Source organism: Thermosphaera aggregans, assembly GCF_014962245.1.
Lineage (GTDB): Archaea > Thermoproteota > Thermoprotei_A > Sulfolobales > Desulfurococcaceae > Thermosphaera > Thermosphaera chiliense.
The window spans coordinates 964161-981202 of the sequence record NZ_CP063144.1 but is presented as its reverse complement, the minus strand read 5'-3'; the positions used below and the strand labels follow the sequence as shown (position 1 = coordinate 981202).

17 protein-coding genes are annotated in these 17042 nt (G+C 45.1%); 11 read left to right on the top strand and 6 right to left on the bottom strand.

Annotated features, from left to right (window positions below):
* Positions 1-155: 155 nt before the first annotated feature.
* A complete protein-coding gene (locus IMZ38_RS05565) occupies positions 156-878 on the bottom strand; it encodes an ABC transporter ATP-binding protein (RefSeq protein WP_193435908.1) in 723 nt (240 codons plus the stop codon).
* An 81-nt stretch (positions 879-959) separates the two neighbouring features.
* Between IMZ38_RS05565 and IMZ38_RS05560 the strand changes: the two genes are divergently transcribed.
* The 3 genes from IMZ38_RS05560 to IMZ38_RS05550 are packed head-to-tail and all read left to right on the top strand — an operon-like array spanning position 960 to position 3254.
* Positions 960-1418, top strand: a complete 459-nt coding sequence (locus IMZ38_RS05560; protein WP_193435907.1) for a PadR family transcriptional regulator — start codon at positions 960-962, stop codon at positions 1416-1418.
* A 5-nt stretch (positions 1419-1423) separates the two neighbouring features.
* On the top strand, positions 1424-2395 hold the full coding sequence (locus tag IMZ38_RS05555; protein ID WP_193436938.1) for an ATP-binding cassette domain-containing protein: 972 nt from the start codon (positions 1424-1426) through the stop codon (positions 2393-2395).
* A 7-nt stretch (positions 2396-2402) separates the two neighbouring features.
* Positions 2403-3254: an ABC transporter permease gene (locus tag IMZ38_RS05550; protein WP_193435906.1), complete on the top strand. Its 852-nt coding sequence runs from the start codon at positions 2403-2405 to the stop codon at positions 3252-3254.
* 10 nt (positions 3255-3264) lie between these two features.
* On the opposite strand, the gene IMZ38_RS05545 is transcribed toward IMZ38_RS05550, so the two are convergent.
* From IMZ38_RS05545 to gcvT, 5 genes are all read right to left on the bottom strand, one after another.
* Positions 3265-4119, bottom strand: a complete 855-nt coding sequence (locus tag IMZ38_RS05545; protein WP_193435905.1) for a spermine/spermidine synthase domain-containing protein — start codon at positions 4117-4119, stop codon at positions 3265-3267.
* Positions 4119-4832, bottom strand: coding sequence for a deoxyribose-phosphate aldolase (deoC, locus tag IMZ38_RS05540; RefSeq protein ID WP_193435904.1), 714 nt, complete (start codon positions 4830-4832; stop codon positions 4119-4121). The genes IMZ38_RS05545 and deoC overlap by 1 nt, the downstream gene beginning before the upstream one ends.
* 89 nt (positions 4833-4921) lie before the next feature.
* On the bottom strand, positions 4922-5350 hold the full coding sequence (gene gcvH, locus IMZ38_RS05535; protein ID WP_193435903.1) for a glycine cleavage system protein GcvH: 429 nt from the start codon (positions 5348-5350) through the stop codon (positions 4922-4924).
* 36 nt (positions 5351-5386) lie between these two features.
* Entirely contained in the window at positions 5387-6736 is a 1350-nt protein-coding gene (gene glyA, locus IMZ38_RS05530) for a serine hydroxymethyltransferase (RefSeq protein ID WP_193435902.1), read from the bottom strand.
* A gap of 62 nt (positions 6737-6798) precedes the next feature.
* Positions 6799-7911, bottom strand: a complete 1113-nt coding sequence (gene gcvT, locus IMZ38_RS05525) for a glycine cleavage system aminomethyltransferase GcvT (protein ID WP_193436937.1) — start codon at positions 7909-7911, stop codon at positions 6799-6801.
* Between the two features lie 98 nt (positions 7912-8009).
* Here gcvT and gcvPA point away from each other — a divergent pair, with 98 nt between their 5' ends.
* The 8 genes from gcvPA (at position 8010) to IMZ38_RS05485 (ending at position 17042) form a co-directional block, all read left to right on the top strand.
* Complete coding sequence (gcvPA, locus tag IMZ38_RS05520) at positions 8010-9413, top strand: aminomethyl-transferring glycine dehydrogenase subunit GcvPA (protein WP_013129276.1); 1404 nt, start codon at positions 8010-8012, stop codon at positions 9411-9413.
* 1 nt (position 9414) lies between these two features.
* On the top strand, positions 9415-10974 hold the full coding sequence (gene gcvPB, locus IMZ38_RS05515; protein WP_193435901.1) for an aminomethyl-transferring glycine dehydrogenase subunit GcvPB: 1560 nt from the start codon (positions 9415-9417) through the stop codon (positions 10972-10974).
* Positions 10971-12341: a dihydrolipoyl dehydrogenase gene (gene lpdA, locus IMZ38_RS05510; RefSeq protein ID WP_193435900.1), complete on the top strand. Its 1371-nt coding sequence runs from the start codon at positions 10971-10973 to the stop codon at positions 12339-12341. Before gcvPB ends, lpdA begins: the two co-directional genes overlap by 4 nt.
* A gap of 75 nt (positions 12342-12416) precedes the next feature.
* Positions 12417-13040: a hypothetical protein gene (locus tag IMZ38_RS05505; RefSeq protein ID WP_193435899.1), complete on the top strand. Its 624-nt coding sequence runs from the start codon at positions 12417-12419 to the stop codon at positions 13038-13040.
* 41 nt (positions 13041-13081) lie between these two features.
* A complete protein-coding gene (locus tag IMZ38_RS05500) occupies positions 13082-14182 on the top strand; it encodes a M42 family metallopeptidase (RefSeq protein WP_193435898.1) in 1101 nt (366 codons plus the stop codon).
* A 94-nt stretch (positions 14183-14276) separates the two neighbouring features.
* Positions 14277-15485, top strand: a complete 1209-nt coding sequence (locus IMZ38_RS05495; protein ID WP_193435897.1) for an inorganic phosphate transporter — start codon at positions 14277-14279, stop codon at positions 15483-15485.
* Between the two features lie 31 nt (positions 15486-15516).
* Positions 15517-16539, top strand: coding sequence for an RsmB/NOP family class I SAM-dependent RNA methyltransferase (locus tag IMZ38_RS05490; RefSeq protein WP_193435896.1), 1023 nt, complete (start codon positions 15517-15519; stop codon positions 16537-16539).
* Entirely contained in the window at positions 16536-17042 is a 507-nt protein-coding gene (locus IMZ38_RS05485) for a hypothetical protein (protein ID WP_193435895.1), read from the top strand. Before IMZ38_RS05490 ends, IMZ38_RS05485 begins: the two co-directional genes overlap by 4 nt.

The window sequence follows — 17042 nt, the reverse complement described above, 5'->3', positions numbered from 1 at the left end:
CTACCCGGATAAACTGGTGTGTTGGCTGAAGATGTGAAAGAAACGTTTTCAATAACCCATTCTTGCGTGTCACTAACAAAGATAAGTGTGTTAAATATTGAGAATAAAATCAGAGCATTTAGTAAAGTCGCAACCAAGCTTTTCCTCACGAGTTTTCACCCCTGAACAGTGTGTAAAATACACTTATCTTTATCAGGCTCCTCCACAGACATGATTGACCCATCTCTTATGATAAAAACCTTACGCGTACAGTTAGCAATCTCGGGATCATGCGTCACCACGCACACAGCGATCCCCGATTCGTTAAGCTTCAGGAAGGTTTCAATTACAAGCCTAGCGCTTTTCCTGTCAAGGTTTCCTGTCGGCTCATCAGCCAGGATTAGCTCCGGGCTTCCCACAAGTGCTCGCGCGATAGCAACCCTTTGCTGCTGACCACCGCTGAGCTGGTTAGGTCTTTTGCGGAGCCATGACTCATCGCCTCCAGCAAGCCTCAGGGCCTCAACAGCCTTCTTCACCCTAATATTTCTCGGCACCCCCCTGGCTATCAAAGGTAGTTCAATATTTTCCAGGACTGTAAGCCTGTTAATCAAATTAAACTGTTGGAAAACAAAACCTATTTTTCTATTCCTTATATCAGCTATTTGATCGCTGGTGAGTCTTGTAACATCAACTCCTTCAACTAAAATCTTGCCTTCAGTAGGCTTGTCTAGAAGGCCGATCATATTCAGTAGAGTTGACTTACCCGATCCGCTTGGACCCATTATTGAGAGCAGATCGCCCTTGCTGATGCTCATGCTTACTCCTTTAAGAGCCACCGTTTCAACACTTCCAACTCTGTAGACTTTCTTAACGTTAATGAGCTTAATTATTTCGCTCATTCTAAACCCCCAATTTATCGAAATATATTTTAAGATAGGTTTTTAAACATATTTCACAATATAAATTTCCGGTCGGGAAACGTGATAAAAACCCCTCTCAAGAAGTATTTAAGGCTTAAAATCTTGGAGGAATTATCGATTGGAGATAAGCATGGGTACGCGTTGGCGAAGGATATTTTCAGCACTATTGGATTGAAGCCCAATACAAGCCTACTTTACCCGTTATTGAAAATGCTTGAGAGGGAGGGACTTATTTCTTCGAGAAAGGAGGTTCACGGTTCCCGTTTGAAGAAAGTCTACAGTATTACTGAAAAGGGCTTAGAATACTTGAAAACAAACAATTCCGTGATGGACGAGCTCAGACTGTTTGAAAAAAGGATGAGGGAGATGAAGGAGCTTGGGATTCCCGAATTACTAATGCGTTTGAAAAATATTTATGAAAACCTTGACAAGCTCGGAGAGAAGGAGAAGCATATTCTAAAAGACATTATTCGTTCATTTCACATTCAATTAAAAAACGTTTTGGGTGAGGTTTATTGAGAGAAATGATTGTTGTTGAAAACCTTGTGAAAAAATTCAAGGACGTGACGGCCGTAAACGATGTTTCCTTTACCGTGAAGAAAGGGGAAATATTCGGATTGCTGGGTCCAAACGGGGCGGGTAAAACCACCACTATTCACATAATAGCAACACTTTTGAAGCCGACATCTGGAAAGGTACTTGTTAGTGGTATAGACGTTTCAGAAAAACCACAGCTCGTAAGGGAAAAGATTGGAATAGTGTTTCAAGACCCAAGTCTTGACAACCAGCTCACGGCTTACGATAACATGTATATACATGGTAAGTTATACGGTATTGATAAGAGTGTGTTGGGGAGAAAGATAAACGATCTCCTCGAGCTAGTGGAGTTAAGAGATTTCAAGGATAAGCAGGTAAGATTCTTCAGCGGCGGAATGAGGAGAAGGCTTGAAATCGCAAGAAGTTTGCTTCATGAGCCGGAAGTACTCATATTGGATGAACCTACGATCGGATTGGACCCTCAGTCGAGGAATAAGGTATGGGAGTATCTTAGGAAAATAAGAAAAGAATACGATATGACAATCTTACTCACCACTCACTACATGGATGAGGCCGAGGAATTAGCCAATAGGATTGCTATAATGGATCATGGTAAAATCGTAGCAATGGGTTCCTCTGAAGAATTAAAGTCAATGCTAGGACGGGATGTAATCTTGTTAAGGCTCGCAGGAGACCCGCAAGGCTTCTGCAGGAAGCTGAGTTTCGTTAAAGATTGCAAGCTAACCAATGATGGTAGAATGGAACTTCTAGTGGACAACGCGTCGAGATGTATACCAGAGATCTTCGAGGTGGCAAACCATAACGGCGTTAAGATACTTGAGATAAACTATAGGAGACCAACCCTCAATGATGTTTTCTTACATTTGACAGGAAGAGAGTTAAGGGATCAATTGGAGGAAACAGCGCCTCTTCCCCCGAGGAGAGGTTTTAGGTGGTGAGGATGGAATGAACAGAGAGTTTAACGCATTCACAGGAATGGTTTACAGGCAACTTAAAAGATGGGTTAGTTCTAGGTCCCGAGTTGTTTCCGTGATACTACAGCCGTTTCTCTGGCTCTTCTTCATAGGACTCGGCTTCGGCAGTATTTTCAGCGGAAACATAAACATCCCCTTTGATAATTTACCAATACCAGTAAACACTACACTAATCATCCAATCATACTTCAACAAATTATTTGGCGGAGTCTACTACATAACCTTCATAGTTAGCGGCCTTGTGGTGATAACGGCTTTTATTGGAAGCTTCATATCGGGTATAAGTGTTATATGGGATAAGCAAGTAGGGTTTCTTAAGGAAAGCCTTGTCGCCCCTGCGTCGAGAAAGATCGTAATCCTCGGAAGGATAGTTGGAGACTCTATTGTTAGCACTATACAAGCATTAGTCGTGATCGCTGTATCACTACCATTTGCAAGCGGGTTAAAACTCGTTAACGTTCCCATCGGGCTACTCTATATCTTCACTACAGCCCTCGGTTTCACGAGTCTAGGGGTAGCGGTCTCATTGAAATTCAGCAGTATGGAGGGTTTCCAAGTGATCGTAAACTTGCTAACCATGCCTTTAATGTTTCTCAGCGGAGTTTTCTATCCCTTGACACAACTGCCCGGGTGGATGCAGGCCGTCTCTAAGCTGAACCCGTTAACATACTCCGTGCATGGAGTGAGATACTGGCTCGCAGGGGCCGATGTCGGCTTCGATTACATGAATTGGTATATTGACCTGTTAACAGCCGGGATGTTCTCCATAGCATTAACAGCTTTAGCAGCCGAGTTGTTCGAGAAGACAACTATTGAGGATTGAAATTGAAAAATCAATAAGGATAGACAACTCCGACTAAGAGTAAACCTAAGAATCTTTTACCAGTAACATATTTGACTTGAACACCTCTCTCTTGGAGCCTCTTATCAAACTCTATTGGATCAATATTCCACGGATTAATAGTGTCAGATGCTATGATGAAGTTTACATTTAATCCGAAGCTGGGGATCCAGGTCCAGTATTCGCCTATCAAACCAAAGTTTCTACTTAGACTCGTTAACACGTATTTGTACTCGTCAGGGTAGAAGTAGCTACTCCCAGCTTGAGTGACTAGTACGCTGTTATCTGCCATTATTTTTTTCACTTGTGAATAGAACCCGCTACTGTAGAGTGCTTTAGCCGTTTCCCCCGCATATGGATCCGTTAAATCCATTATCACCACGTCGAAATACTTCTGCGGAGCTTTCCTCACATACTCGAATCCATCCATTATTATGACTTTGCTCCTGGGGTCGTCGAAGCTTCCCCTGTGCATATGCTCTAAATACTTCTTTGAAAACTCTACGACTTTTTCATCAATATCAACCATAACAGCCTCTTCCACGGTCTTGTGTTTTAAAACCTCTCTAAGAGTAGCACCTTCCCCTCCACCGATAATTAGAACTCTCTTCGGGTTTGGATGTAAGGTCATCGCGGGTTGCACAAGCAATTCATGATAGAAGTGCTCATCTGTTTCGGTGCTTTGCACATAGTTGTCTATGATTAATGACTTTCCAAATCCTTCCAGATCAGCAAAAGCTATCTCCTGGTATGGCGTTTTCTCTAAGGCTAAGACCCGCTTAATCTTGAATAAACACTTAAGGCTTTTCCCAGCAGGCTCTACTAAGTAAAACCCTTCCTCACTCATTAAGCCTCACCCGTGAGCTCCAAAAACTCTTTCATGAGTTTGTCGCCACTGCTTGTCCCAATCCTACTAGCACCTGCTTCAATAAGTGCGAGAGCATCCAATGCATGCCTAATTCCTCCTGAAGCCTTTACCTTAATCCTGCCTTGCGAGGCCCTGTATAGAAGTGCTACATCGTGAACAGTTGCACCACCTCCTAGGAAACCGGTGTTTGTTTTAACAAAGTCAGCGCCCGCTGACGAGACAAGCTCAACAGCTTTTATCTTCTCGGAATCGTCTAAAAGCGTTGTTTCTATTATCACCTTAACCGATTCAACTCCTTTCTTCTTCGCCTCCGCAACCACAGTGGATATGTCCTCCAACACCCTCGCGTATTCCCTGCTTTTGAATAGAGAAATGTTCATTACCATATCTACTTCAGAAGCCCCTGAAGAGGCCGCTTCAACAGCTTCGAAAACTTTCACCTTTGTAGAAGTGTTGCCGAGTGGAAACCCTACTACGACACCATATTTTATCGTCCTACCGGCTATCTCTAAGGCTTTGTCGAGAAGAGAAAGAGGTAGCATTAACAGCTTAAACCCGTGCTCTCTGACGTCGTTGATATATTTTTCAAGGATCTTGTAGTCTGCATCAGGCTTTAGCAACGTGTGATCAATCATTGAGGCAAATTCTGTGGGAGTTATAGACTCAATTCTCCCGCTATAGAATCCTTTCATTCCACATCCCTGTATATTTAAACAACATGAGTTTTTAACCATCACTAGTTGGTTAAAACCTATAAATGACTATGAGTGATTTAAAAAAACTAATGATGAGAAGTCTTCACCTTCTCCGCGTATTTCTCAGGAGTTAGCAACGAATCATACTCTCCAGGATTCTCAACTCTAATCTTGAAAACCCAACCCTCCCCGTAGGGGTCTTTATTAACGAGTTCAGGATTACCTGTTAATTTTTCATTGACTTCAACGACTTCCCCGGTGAGAGGAGAGTAATAAGAGCTTGATGCTTTGATCGAATCTACAACCCCCAATTCCTCTCCTTTCCTAACTTTTCGACCAACTTCTGGGAGCTCTATTGAAACAATGTCTTTGAGCTCTTTCTGAGCGTAATCTGTTAGCCCGACAATAGCCACGCTTCCCTCAAGCTTTGCCCATTCATCCGTTTCCGTGTATCTTCGATCCTTCTTCACAATATACTTCTTAGATTTCAACTCAACAACAATATCCTCGCTCAAAGCCCATCCCTTCTATATCTTTAATGCCCATGTATGTTAAAAAGCCTCTGCATGTAGCATGATTTTCAACAACCGTACTTCGTCCTCACGGGTAATCTTGAAGCCGTATTGGACCTCCATGAAGTTCTTCCTAAACTCTGAAACCATCTTGGCAACTTCTTTTGGGTCTTTTTTATCTATGACAACCATTCTCATGAATTTCGCAATCTCCTTCATCTCATCCTTCTTCATACCCCACCTAGTGATCTCCTGCGTCCCTATCCTCAAACCACTCGGATCCTTTACATCCTCTGGCCTGTCATACGGGAGCATGTTTTTGTTAACTATAATGTTTGCTTCTTCAAGCATCTTCGCTATCTTAGTCCCTCTCCCAAGCTCGGCTACATCAACTATCACCTGGTGGCTTGAAGTGTAACCTTTGCTCTCCATTACTACTTTAAATCCTTCAGCAGCTAACTGTGCCGCTAATTCCTTAGCGTTAATGACTATTTGCCTGGCGTAGTCCTCACCCCAAAGCTTCATCTCAATCCCGGTTACCGCCATGGCGGCTAACCTGTGGAGATGGTGGTTGGAGACAAACATTGGGAATACAACCTTCCCCATTTCTTTATAATCCTCTTCCAGCCTAGTCGCGAATAATCCGCCTTGAGGTCCTGGGAAGGTTTTATGTGTGGAAGAAGTGATTACGTCAGCGCCCAGCTTCAGCGGGTTCTCCCATACTTTCCCTACTACTAGACCCAGGACGTGGGCAACGTCGTGGATTACTTTGGCTCCGACGGCGTGAGCGGCCTCGGCAATCTCCTTGGTTGGATGTGGGAATATGTAAAGTGAGCCTCCGAGGGTAACTATCTTCGGCTTAACCTCTTCGATCATTTTCACAGCCTTGTCAACATCAATATTCCACTCCTCAAGGCTGAAGGGAAGCTCAATCTGCTCAATACCCAACGCCCCAAGGGTTCCAAACCTTGTATGGCTTACATGGGCACCGGCTTGAACAGGGGCCACACAAGCCTTGTCTCCAGGTTTCGTGAAAGTCCTGAATGCGGTAGCGTTCGCGGTTGTTCCGCTTATAGGTCTCAGGTCAACGTATTTTGTTTCAAGAAGCTCGCCCATTATTTCCATAGCCTTGACTTCGAGCGCATCCACATATTGAAGACCCTGGTAGAACCTCTTGTAGGGCTTGCCTTCTGCGTACCGGTGCATCATGTCATTCATGTAGGCTAGCATTGCTAGAGGGGACATCACGTTCTCACTCGCGATCATGTTTAAGCAATGTCTCTTTCTCCACACGGTATGGTTAACTGTTAGATCAATCACTTCCTTCAGCGATGGGTAATGTTGGAGTAGAGTGTCCAACCCTATTTCCTCTCCAAACTCGTAAGTCATGAGTTACACACCAAGAAAAATAATGGTTTGGATATTAATAAAACATTATAATATGGGTCCTTCTACTTTTTAATAAAGGGAAAGTCCACGATTTTAGCACTATACTTCTTATCTCTTACCAGTACCTCTAACTCCTCTCCGAAAACAGCATACCTCGAGTCAACATATGCCATCGCTATTGCCCTGTTCAAGATTGGCGAAAACGTTCCACTAGTAATCCATCCTACCTGGACGTCTTCAGAGTAAACCAGCATCCCTGTCCTCGGGACAAGTCTTCCCGCTTCCTTGCCAAACTTCAACCCTACTCTAACCCATCTAACCCCTTCCCTCTTACACGTTCTTAATGCTTCCTCGCCGACGAACCCCTTTTTCTCCCATGTTATTGCGCCCAGGCCGTAGCGCAAGGAGAGCGCGCAGGGGAATTTCAACGGGTCTTCTCCATACTCGTGATCCCCTAAGACAAACCCCATTTCAATCCTCAAGGTATCTCTAGCTATTAGCCCCGCTGGCTTTGCACCATTAGCGATGAGTTTCTCCACTATACTTTTAATCTCATGATGACCGCCCCATATTTCGAAACCGTCTTCCCCTGTCCAACCGCTCCTGCTTACTAGGAGAGTTTTGACTTCCCCAATGTTTTCCCCCATTCTAAACTCAAGGGTTTTCAGGTCGGTTGCCCATTTAGCACCAATTTTCTCCATTAACTCGGCAGCCCTAGGTCCCTGGACAGCCAGCATTGAAGTATCTAACGTTATATCTGTAATCTCAACCTTGAATTTCTTCTCCGCTATCACACTCTTAATGTAGTTGACCATCTTCTCCCTGGCGAGCGCGTTAGTAACTAGGTACCATTCTTCGTCGCTAATCTTGTAGAGCATTTCATCATCCTTAACCCTGGCCCATTGATTTAGGGCAAGAGTGGGGCCGCTCATCCAGGAAGGCTTTGTTTTTGAAACATCTTTAGTGTACAAGTATTGCGCTAAAGGTAGTACGTCCGGCCCCCGTAGGACAATCCTGCCCATGTGGGATACGTCGAAAACACCTACATTATTTCTCACATTAACGTGTTCTTCAATAGCGTTGGTATACCTGTAAGGGACTTCCCAATCCCCGAATAATCCTGTTTCAGCACCTAGTTTTTCAATATAGTATTCTAATAATGCGATCTTGGGCAAGCTCATCGCCAATATAATATTAAGCCTCAATTTAGAAAATAAACCCTACCGCCCTTAGTTTAAATAAGAGTAGTTATAGATTAATATCTGGTGTAGTCATGTCTACACATCCATGGATACCCAATTCTTCCCATGAAACCGTTAAGAAGATGTTGGAGACTATAGGAATCTCCAGCGTTGAGCAATTGTTTAAGGATATTCCTCCCGAGGCGAGAATAAGCCAAGAAAAATGGATGAGTCTTGAAATAGGTAAAGGACGTATGCTTTCTGAACTGGAGGCTAAGAGAATTATTGAGGAAAAGCTGTCGAAGAACAAAATCTTTAATCCACCGCCCTACATGGGGGGAGGCGTCTATCCTCACTATGTTCCACCACTGGTTAAATACATATTGTCGAGGGGCGAGTTCTTAACAGCTTACACTCCATATCAAGCGGAGATCTCCCAGGGCTTGATGCAGGCGATTTTCGAGTATCAGAGCTTGATGGCTGAGTTACTCCAGATGGAGGTTGTGAACGCTTCAATGTATGACTGGGCGTCAGCTATCGCCGAGGCTTTGTTGATGAGTGTGAGAGTGAAAAAAGGGCGGAGAAAGGTAGTAGTACCCTACAATGTCAACCCCTTCCACTTCAAAGTAATTGAGACGTACTTATGGCCCCAGGGAGTGAGAATTGAAAGGGTACGCTACGACCGAGAAAAAGGCTCTATTGACATTGAAGATTTAAAGAGCAAAGTAGATTCCGAAACCGCAGGCGTTTACTTACAGTACCCGAATTTCTTCGGAGTGATTGAAAACGCAAAAACAGTTGGCGAGATTGTTCGAGAGAAAGGCGCGCTTTACATCACAGGCGTCTACCCCGTGAGCCTAGGGTTGTTGAAGGCTCCCGGCGAGGTGGGCGCCGATATCGCGGTAGGTGATGGTCAACCCTTCGGCCTCGGATTAAATTACGGGGGACCCTACCTCGGCATTTTCGCGGTAAGATATGATCAGAACCTAATAAGGCAGATGCCCGGAAGGATTATTGGATTAACCACGACGCAGGAAGGGGGCCAGAGAGCTTTCGCAATGATTCTCCAAGCTCGTGAGCAACACATTAAGAGGGAAAAGGCGACATCGAACATCTGTACTAATGAAGCGCTGGCTGCTATCGGAGTAGCAGTATATCTATCGTTGCTTGGTAAAACTGGTTTGAGAAAACTCGCCGAGCTCAATTACTACAGAGCGCATTACGCTGCTTCAAGGTTTAGTGAAATCGGGTTGAACAGAGTTTTCAGCGGCGAATTCTTTAACGAGTTCGCAGTATCGTTAAACGGGTTTGGAAAAACCTATAGAGAAGTGCATAAGAAACTACTGGATAGGGGCGTTCACGGAGGCCTCTACATAGGACACCTATATCCGGAGCTGGGCGAAGCATCGCTATGGGCTTTCACGGAACTACACTTTAAAACCGATATCGATAAGCTAGTTGATCTTCTCAAAGAGATTCTTACAGGAGGTGGGTGAGATGTTCAGGCAGGCTAAATGGTCAGAACCTCTAATCTTTGAGTTAAGCGTTAAAGGGAGAAGAGGCTTCCTAGTTCCTGAGCCTGAGAAAGAAGTTAAGGAAAAGGTTGGCTCGATAAAGCTGAGCGAGGACATGGCGAGGACAATCGATCCAGACCTCCCAGAGTTAAGTGAAGTAGACGTTATGAGGCATTTCACCCGGTTAACCGAGATGGCCTATGGAGTCGACAACGGACCGGTACCCCTCGGCTCATGCACTATGAAGTATAACCCCAGAATAGCCTGGGAGGTGGCAAGCGATCCTAGAATACTCGGGCTCCACCCCTTACAGGATGAGGATACAGTGCAGGGGCTACTGGAGATGATCTATGAGATGCAGAAATGGCTCGCTAACATCACAGGGATGGACTACTGTAGTCTACACCCAGCAGCAGGAGCCCATGGCGAGCTGGCAGGAATACTGCTGATTAGAAAATACCATGAGCTGAAGGGGCAGATAGATAAGAAGACAGAGATAATTGTGCCGGACTCGGCTCACGGGACAAACCCTGCGAGCGCAGCCATGGGCGGGTTTAAAGTGGTCGAAATCCCGTCTAACAGCGATGGCAACGTTGACTTGGAGGCCCTAAAAAGCGTTGTCGGCGAGTCAACAGCAGGCTTGATGATTACGAATCCCAGCACCCTAGGCTTGTTCGAAGAGAATATTCTAGAGATAGCACGGTTAATTCACAGTGTAGACGGGTTACTATATTATGACGGAGCAAACTTGAACGGGATAATGGGTTACGCTAGACCAGGAGATATGGGATTCGACATTGCCCACTTAAATGTCCACAAGACGTTTGGAGCCCCGCACGGAGGCGGTGGACCCGGGGCGGGACCAGTATGTATTAAAGATAGAGTTGTTGATGCTGAGAAAAACATCAGGCTAAGCGACCTACTTCCAGGCTATTATGTCATCTACGATGAGAAGACCGGGAAATACAGGTTGAAAGCTCCTGGCGAGAATAGCATAGGGTTCTTGAAAGCATTCTTCGGCAACATTACGCCGCTAATCTGGGGCTACACATACATATTGATGATGGGTAATGAAGGATTGAGGAAGGTTACAGAGCTTGCAGTGTTAAACACAAACTACTTCATGAAGCTAATGGAGAACGTGAAAGGGTACGAGATTCCATACGGAAAAGGCAGGTTCAGAAAGCATGAAGTGGTGTTGAGCGCTCAGCCCATGATGGAAGAGTTAGGTGTTACAGCCGAGGATGTAGCAAAGGGTTTGCTTGACGCAGGCTTCTACGCTCCGACAATATACTTCCCGCTAATAGTTAAGGAGGCCTTGATGACAGAGTTCACTGAGACTGAAACCATTGAGAACATTGAGAAATATGCTGAAAGATTGAAGGAAATCAGCAGAATAGCATATCAAGACCCCAAGGAGCCGAAGAAATGGCCGGTCAACACTTCTGTAGGGAGAATAGACTTGGTAAAAGCTAATCACCCATCCACGGTTACCCCTACGTGGAGACTTCATTTGAAAAGGGTGAAGGGAGAGATTAAATGAAATACGACGTGGTAATCATCGGGTCTGGAACAGGGGGGTATCCCGGGGCAGTATATCTGGCTCAGCGCGGGTTCAAAGTAGCCGTGGTTGAGGAGAAGCTGATAGGGGGAGAATGCACAAACTGGGGATGTGTCCCGAGCAAAGCATTATATCAAGTGGCCGAAGCGGTTAGGGTTGTCGAAAAGGTAAAGGGACAAGCAAGCTATAAATGGGAAGATGTTGTCGACTGGGCTAAAAGCATTGTTGAGGAAACGAGAGAAGGGATAAAGTATCTCCTAGAAGCAAGCGGTGTCGAGGTTTTAAGCGGGAAAGGGGTTTTAAAGAATCCTCACCAAGTCACTATTTCCGAGGATGGGTCTAAGAGGGAAGTGGAAGCTGATAAGATCATATTGGCGCTTGGCACAGATCCCTCGCAACTGCCCCATGTAAAATTCGACGGGGAAGGCATCCTCAGCAATAGGGAAGCGCTCTTCATGAGGGAGAAACCCTCCAGTATCCTCATTGTCGGGGGAGGAGTAATAGGGGTTGAAATGGCGAACGTATTCTCCAAAAACGGTGTAGAGGTAACGGTTGTTGAGATAATGGATCATATACTACCGTTCACAGATAAGGATATCGCTCAAGCACTTAAGACCTATCTAGCAGGCAACGGGGTGAAGGTGAGGGAAAAGACTAGTGTCGAGAATGTTGAGAAATCCGGGGGCAAGTACAACGTGAAACTTTCTAATGGGGAGATTTTGACGGTTGACAAAGTTTTGATAGCGACTGGAAGAACCCCCAAGACCAAGGGTGTTGGCTTGGAGGAGGCAGGCATTTCCTTGGACAAAAAGGGATACGTAATCGTGAATGATGAGTGCAGGACAAACGTTGAAAACATTTATGCAACCGGTGACGTCATCGGCGGGCCACAGCTGGCTCACAAGGCAATACTAGAGAGCGTCGCGGTGGCGAAGAAAATAGCTGGAAGGGAAACTTTTAAGCTAGACTATCATCTCGTTCCAATAACTATTTTCACAGGGCTAGAAGTGGCCAGCGTTGGATATACCGAGAAGGAGTTGTCAACGATGGGTATTAAATACGTTAAAGTAAAACTGCCTATTTACTACTTGGCCGCCGTGAAAATAAAAGGTGGTAGAAACTCCTTTGTCAAAATACTATTGGACGAGAAAAGCGAGAAAGTCTTCGGCATCCAAGTAGTCTCGCCTAATGCTTCCGAAGTTATATCCGCATATCTTCCCCTCTACCTCGGGAGGCTTTCCTTTAAGGAGGCAACCTCAGTTCCGTATCCTCATTTAACTGTTGCAGAGTCTCTTAGAGATGTTGCGGAATACTTACTAGGGGAGCCTGTTCACTTTATCAGGAAGTAAGGTTTTTTACAATCTCTTTCTCAATCATTAACGGTGAGGTCTTTGCTGGGTTATTTACACGTTGCGGATAAATTATTGAGCAAATGTGAGAAAGGGAATTACTGCTTCTGGGTTCCAACAGGACTAATACAACCTTACGAGGCTAGCACTGTCTACGGTTTTGACTGCTTCTTCTTCAAGTTTTTAAAGAACCCGATCATGGGTGATAGGCTGTTATTATCGTTCAAACTACCTATGTCAACATTGAACGACATTTTGCTAACACATCCGCGGGGATTTCCAGTGGCGCCCGATGATTCCAAACTATGTAGCAAGAGTGAAATAGAGGCTTATCTTGTGAACACTAAAAGAGAATTCCTAGGTAAAATAGGTGAGGCGTCTGAGAAGAGAAAGGCTGAGGGGGAGAGTAAGGGGATATTGAAGAGATTAATAATTTTTGGCGGGAAATCAAGCGATGCCGATATACAGTATTATCGTCTCCTAACACAGTACAGGTTTATGAATGAGCTTTCATCATTGCTTGGTTATCGCGATGAAATCTTGAACGCGGATGTTAGAAAAGCATTCATTCTTTACCTCTATGAATCTAAATCATCTTCCATGTACGCTTTGACAGGCGAGCAAGAAATAAAGCTTTTAAACCATTCGAAACTACTGGATTTCGAGAAAATAGGGGCAACTCTCGGATTTCTGCGATAAGTTAATATTTTAACCATCACTAGTTATTGTTGGTGAGTCGCATGTCTTGGAGAGAGGAATTATTACTCTTGATAAAGGAGTTAACTCAATTACCGGGGCCAAGCGGCTATGAACACAGGGTTAGAGATAAGGTTGTCGAGCTGGTAAAGCCGTATGCGGATAGACTGTGGATTGATGCGTGGGGAAACGTGATAGCTGTTAAGAAGGGCAAGACCAGCGATAGAAGACTAATGCTAGCAGCACACATGGATGAGATAGGGTTATTCGTTTCCCACATCGAGGACGATGGGTTCTTGAGGGCGATACCAATAGGAGGAGTTCTCGAGAGAACCCTCCTCTACCAGAGGGTCATTGTTGTAACAAGGACCGGCCGGATGATTCGCGGGGTTATAGGATTGAAGCCTCCGCACGTCATAAAGCCCGAGGAGGCTCAGAAGGTTCCAGAGCTAAGGGAGTTGTTTATAGACGTAGGGGCTTCCTCAAAGGAGGAAGTAGAGAAGCTCGGCGTTAGAAACGGAGATATCGTAGTTTTCGATAGGGATGTATCCGAGCTCTCAGGTAACCGCATAACAGGCAAGGCCTTCGATGACAGGGTTGGGGTTGCAGCGTTGATTAAAGCATTGGAAATGATGGGTCAGCCCGAAGTGGACGCGTACTTCGTGTTCACGGTGCAGGAAGAGGTAGGATTAAAAGGTGCTAGAACATCGGCCTACGGTATAACACCCGACGTGGCGTTAGCGGTGGACGTCACTATCGCGAGCGACGTACCCGGCGTGGCCAAGAGTGAGTGGTTTACCAGGCTTGGAAAAGGGCCTGCCATTAAAATCGTTGATGGAAGGAATGCAACGGGCTTAATCGCTCATCCGAAAGTAGTAGACTTCCTGGTCACTCTGGCCGAGAAGCATAAAATACCCTACCAGCTCGATGTTGTTCCCGGAGGCACCACAGACGCTTCTATTATAGCCTTGAACAAGGATGGTGTTCCCGCTGGAACAATCTCCATCCCATCCAGATACATCCACAGCCCTGTGGAAGTGTTGGATCTAGAGGACGTTTATAATGCGTCGAAACTTGCCGCAGCATTTGCTTCGGAAGCCACTGAGGAATGGATTAAAAGCTTGAAAGGGATGGTCATCAAATAGCTTTTTTACTTATCTCACATTCCATGGTAAAGTTTTTATATCACATAGGTTAAAAAGAATTTGTTTCCTAGATGGCTTGCGAGATGAATAGAAAGTGTTATCAATCAACATCATTGGAATAGGGGTTGCCAGCCTAGTAGCTTTTTTACTGGCATGGATAGATGGAGCCAATAATGCTGGAAACAGCCTGGGAACTCTGATAGGAGCAAAAGCTCTTCCCCTGAGGAGAGCTCTTATAATAGCAGGGGTTGCGGAATTTGTGGGTGGAGTTTTATATGGAGGTTTTATCTCCGAGACTATTTTGAGAAAAGTGGTTAATCCAGCGGCTTTTAACCCTATATCCTACGCTGTTGGACTAACAATCGCCATGTTTATCACGTTTTTATTGATACTCGCCGTGACGAGGAGAAGAATACCATTCAGTATTACTCAAACCTTAATAGGTGTTTTAACAGGTTTTTCACTTGGCAATACCGGGGGAAGGGCAACTAATTTAGCGCTTGTCTCAGGACTACTGGGTTTATGGATTGTTTTGCCTATTTTAGGAATAGTTGCCGGGTTACTTTCTTACAAGCTTTACGAGTTTTTCATAGGGTTTAAAAAACCATGGATGATTGTCATTTTAGTGGTGACTTATTTTAACATATTCAGTGTCTCGACAGTATTATTGTTGACACCGCCCACGGGGCTGGAGTACTACTGGTATGTATTAATTGCGACTGTCTTGGCGGTCTTCAACGCTATTCCCATATACTCCTTAATCAAGGCTGCTGGAGCGACTAGAAAATTGGAGTTAGACACTGGTAGAATATTCCCGCCTGAAGCCCTAGCGTTGTCTTCGGGGATGATAGCCTTTACACACGGTGCCCATGACGTTGCGAACTCAGCAGCCCCGCTCACAGGCGTCATTGCTGCGTTATCTCTAAACTCTACCCCTGAAGAAGGTTTAACTGTGAATCCCTTCGCACTATTACTATGTTCTGGAGGTTTGTCAGCGGGGATTATAACATGGGGGTTGAGGGTTGCTCGAACCATCGGGGAGGAGATAACGGTTTTAAACAATGACTCGGCGTTTATCGCGAATTTCTCAGCCTCCGTCACCACACTTTTCCTTACAAGAATGGGCTTGCCCAGCTCGATGACCGGGTTAGTCCTAGGAAGCGTCGCAGGGGTTGGCTTGGCTAAAGGCGTTGGAAACGTTAACTTGAGACTAGTGATTAGAATACTGTGGTATTGGTACCTCGGCTTCGCACTCGCTTTTGCCGCGGGCCTTGCCACCGGGTGGGCATTAACAATTTTATGAGAAAAACACAGTATTTTTCACGGAGGTTCGGTTGGAGGAAGACGTTTTAGAGATATTGAAGGAAATATTTGTGAAGCCGTCTGAAAAAGCCCATGAACTCTCATCTAAATATAGGATTCTACCGTACATGGCCGAGAGATATATGAGAATTTTAGGGGAGGCGGGGGCCATTGAAATGTTAGGATCGTTTGAAAAACCGGTTAAACCTGTTATTCGCGCTAACACTCTTCGAATCAGTCCCGATAGGCTTAAATCGTCCTTGGAGGAGAAAGGGTTTAAGCTTGAGAGACTATCATGGTGTGATAGTGCTTTTAAAATCATAGAGGCCCCTGAACAGCCGAGCCCCGGTGCAACCCTAGAGTATTTGAAAGGATATTACTACTTACACAGAGATTCTTCGAGCCTCTTGCCAGTCCTTCTTTTAACACACGAGTATAGTGGGGATATATTAGATGCCTGTGCCGCACCAGGCGGGAAAACAACTTTCTTAGCTGAAAAAGTCTATGGTAAAGGAATAGTTTATGCTAACGATCTCGTTCTGAGAAGATTGAGAAGCTTAATAGGGCACATCACCAGGATGCGTATAGAAAACGTGGTTGTGACATGGAGCGATGCGAGAAAAATTTCCAAGGTGTTTAACAGAAAATTTGGAAGAATACTTCTAGATGCCCCTTGTAGCGGTGAAGGCAGGATATCCGTTGACCCGGGGAGAAGAACCCGTACAAGCATTTACGAGCTTGCTTTAATGGTTAAGAGGGAGATCGAACTGCTCGACTCCCTGATTGACATGTTGGATGAGGAGGGGATTATAGCATACTCGACATGTAGTATAGCGCCAGAGGAGAATGAGTATGTTGTTTCGAAAATACTTGATAAGAGAAAAGACGTGGAAGTGGTTCCCCCTCCTGTCAAACTCTTCGAATACTCCCCATGGATTAAACAATACGGTGGCATGGTGTTTCACGAAGAGCTCGACAAATGTGTCAGGCTTTGGCCACATGTCCATGGAACTTTCGGGTTCACAACCTGCTTGCTGAGGAGGACGAGAAGATGAAAAGTTTGACTTCCGAGTTAAAAGTATTTCCCCTTCCCCGTAAGTGGTTGAACAGTTTAAAGGCTATTACGAGGAAGTTGTGGAGCGCAGACCTCGATGATTTTATAGGCCAGTATAATTTCGCTACATGCTTCGGCACGGACTGCCTTTTATGGAGCACGAACCGCAGGGCGAGGGAGCGGCGAGTAATCTACGAGGGTTTCTGGACAGGGGTTTTCCATGAAAAAAGATTGTTGCCCTCAATAAGCTTGGTGGAAAAAATTTTTGCAAACAATCATTTTAGAGCCGCAATAGTAGTGACCTACAAGGCTTCGGAGCTCTTCCTATATGGAAGAGACGTTTTCGAAACAAGCGTTTTGACAAGGTACGAGCCAGTGGACGGTATTGTCGCAGTTCTTGAACCCGAGGAAAAATCCGTGATAGGATTTGCTCATTACGATGCCTCCTGCAAGTGCTACAGAAACCTTTACGACCTCAGTATTTTCCTTAGACTGCTCGGCTGA

Bases quoted from the DNA above. Each gene is read 5' to 3' on its own strand.
- IMZ38_RS05500 (WP_193435898.1), top strand. From the start codon at position 13,082: ATGTCTTGGAGAGAGGAATTATTACTCTTGATAAAGGAGTTAACTCAA.
- glyA (WP_193435902.1), bottom strand. From the start codon at position 6,736: ATGACTTACGAGTTTGGAGAGGAAATAGGGTTGGACACTCTACTCCAA.
- IMZ38_RS05550 (WP_193435906.1), top strand. From the start codon at position 2,403: ATGAACAGAGAGTTTAACGCATTCACAGGAATGGTTTACAGGCAACTT.
- lpdA (WP_193435900.1), top strand. From the start codon at position 10,971: ATGAAATACGACGTGGTAATCATCGGGTCTGGAACAGGGGGGTATCCC.
- deoC (WP_193435904.1), bottom strand. From the start codon at position 4,832: ATGAAAGGATTCTATAGCGGGAGAATTGAGTCTATAACTCCCACAGAA.
- IMZ38_RS05565 (WP_193435908.1), bottom strand. From the start codon at position 878: ATGAGCGAAATAATTAAGCTCATTAACGTTAAGAAAGTCTACAGAGTT.
- gcvPA (WP_013129276.1), top strand. From the start codon at position 8,010: ATGTCTACACATCCATGGATACCCAATTCTTCCCATGAAACCGTTAAG.
- IMZ38_RS05555 (WP_193436938.1), top strand. From the start codon at position 1,424: ATGATTGTTGTTGAAAACCTTGTGAAAAAATTCAAGGACGTGACGGCC.
- IMZ38_RS05485 (WP_193435895.1), top strand. From the start codon at position 16,536: ATGAAAAGTTTGACTTCCGAGTTAAAAGTATTTCCCCTTCCCCGTAAG.
- IMZ38_RS05545 (WP_193435905.1), bottom strand. From the start codon at position 4,119: ATGAGTGAGGAAGGGTTTTACTTAGTAGAGCCTGCTGGGAAAAGCCTT.
- gcvPB (WP_193435901.1), top strand. From the start codon at position 9,415: ATGTTCAGGCAGGCTAAATGGTCAGAACCTCTAATCTTTGAGTTAAGC.